This window comes from Paraburkholderia sp. (assembly GCF_035656215.1).
Taxonomy (GTDB): Bacteria; Pseudomonadota; Gammaproteobacteria; order Burkholderiales; family Burkholderiaceae; genus Paraburkholderia.
In genome coordinates, this window is the sequence record NZ_DASRSY010000024.1 from 1 (window position 1) to 2,032 (window position 2,032).

3 protein-coding genes are annotated in these 2,032 nt (G+C 62.9%); 2 read left to right on the top strand and 1 reads right to left on the bottom strand.

Going from position 1 to position 2,032, the window contains the following annotated elements; translation table 11 throughout:
- Positions 1-311: 311 nt before the first annotated feature.
- On the top strand, positions 312-899 hold the full coding sequence (locus tag VFE81_RS01345) for a hypothetical protein (protein WP_325042872.1): 588 nt from the start codon (positions 312-314) through the stop codon (positions 897-899).
- Positions 896-1,516, top strand: a complete 621-nt coding sequence (locus VFE81_RS01350) for a hypothetical protein (RefSeq protein WP_325042873.1) — start codon at positions 896-898, stop codon at positions 1,514-1,516. Before VFE81_RS01345 ends, VFE81_RS01350 begins: the two co-directional genes overlap by 4 nt.
- A 61-nt stretch (positions 1,517-1,577) precedes the next feature.
- Here the strand turns inward: VFE81_RS01350 and VFE81_RS01355 are convergent.
- Positions 1,578-2,032 (bottom strand): AAA-associated domain-containing protein (locus VFE81_RS01355; RefSeq protein ID WP_325042874.1); only part of this gene is annotated, 455 nt, incomplete at its 5' end.

Genomic DNA, 2,032 nt, shown 5'->3' on the forward strand with positions numbered 1-2,032 from the left:
CTTTTGCACCCCCTTTTGCACCCCTCTTGCGCGCCTGCTTTGCATTTCCTTTCTGCTGAAATGCCCCTTTCTGCGCACCTTTCATCTCATAATTAATCCCTTCGCACCACCAATCAAATCGGCTTCGACCCAGCAGAAACCGATTTGACTCGCACCATCTTTTGCAATTGCTTGCACTTTCCCTCTGCCAATTACAAATGGCATCCTGCAAAATGCGGCAGCGCATCGTGCAGCAATGAGAAAGACGTGCCGCTCGTTTACACATCTGCTTCGCGTGAACGAAAGGCAGTCGCAGGAGCAGAGACAGGGAAATGCAAAAAAGTATGGTGTGGGCCAAATGGGCAAAACAAACAGCCAATGCGGATAAACGCGAACGTCCCAGTGCAACGGCACTCGTCGCGTTGGCAGTAGCGATCACGTCGGCGTTGAGCGGCTGTAGCTCGCTCTATTCGGAAGGTGCCACCGCCGGCGCCGGTATCGCAGGCGCCGCGCTCGCGGCCAAAGTCACCAGCAACGCGGCGGTCGCCACCGGCATCGGTCTCGGCGCGTTGGCCGCGGCCCGCGCCGGCGTGCAGTACTCGGAGCGCGTGGTGCACACGAATACGCAGGACGGTATCGCCAAAATCGCCGGGCCGCTCGAAGTCGGTGCGATCGCACCGTGGAGCGTAACGCACTCGGTGCCGATCGAAGACGACGAACACGGCCGCGTCACCGTTAGCCGCACGATCAGCGCCGGCGCGCTCGACTGCAAGGAAATCGTCTTCTCGGTCGATCAGACCGCCACCAAGAATGTGCCGGCGAGCAGCGCCTTCTACGTCGCGTCGATCTGCCGTGACGGCGACAACTGGAAATGGGCGTCGGCCGAACCCGCTACCGAACGCTGGGGCGCGTTGCAATGAGGGCGCTGTCACCCCCGCGTCCCCGGAATGAACGCGCACTGTCCGAGCTACGTCTTGCCGATGGCGCGCGTGCCGCCCTGGTCCCGCGCACGTCTGCGGCAGCGCTTTCCGGCAACCGGCTGCGACTCGTGCTGGCCGGTGCGATCTGCGTCGGCGCCAGTCTGCTGACGAGCGGCTGCTCGTCGGTCGGCGCGGCGAGCGGCGCCGCGGCCGGTGTCGCGTCAGGCCTTGTGACTTCCAACCCGGCAGTCGGCATCGGCGTCGGTATCGCCGTACAGGCGGCGACCGACGAAGCCATCGGCCGCTACATGCGTACCATGCACACCGATCAGCAGAACATGATCGCGGCGCTGGCGGGTGCAATGCCAGTCGGCGAGACGCGGCCCTGGGCGGTCAAACACACGCTACCGATCGAGAACGGCCACGGCCAGGTGCGCGTGACGCGCGCGTTCAGCTCGGCGCTCGCGCTATGCAAGGATTTCGTGTTCTCAGTACAGGACGGCGATGGCCCGAACGCGCATGAAGCCTGGTACACGGCGAGCGCGTGCCAGCAGGACAAGGGCTGGAAGTGGGCGTCGGCAGAACCGGCGGTCGAGCGCTGGGGCAATCTGCAATAAAAAAAGCGGCAGGGTCTCCCCTGTCGCTTTTTGCCTGAAGCCGTCTTGGCCAACCGCGGATTTAAGACTCCACGTCTTCCAAACTGAAAATTTCCGTCTGGTCGTTGTACGAGAAGATCTCGCCATAACGGCCCCAGTTGATCACTGCGTCGAGCGTCTCTTCCGCGGCGCTGTCCGACAGAAAATCCTCCAGCTCCTGCTCGAAGCGCACGCGCGGCGCGCGATGCCCCGGCCGTTCGTTCAACACCTTCTTGATTCGTGCGGCGAGCGGCACATGTCGCAGCAAATGCTCGGCGAACATCATCTTGCGCTCCTGGGTGCCGAATTCAGAGAACACGCGTGCCGGCGGCGTCAGGAAAATATCCCCTTCGCGCACATCGGCAAAACCCAGGTGCTGCAGCACTTCGGCGACCGGGAACAGATCGTCCACCTCCAGATGCAGCGAACGGGCGATTTCCGGCATGTCCGCGCGGCCATGGTACGGCGCAGCGGCCAGGGTTTCGATCAGACCGGCCA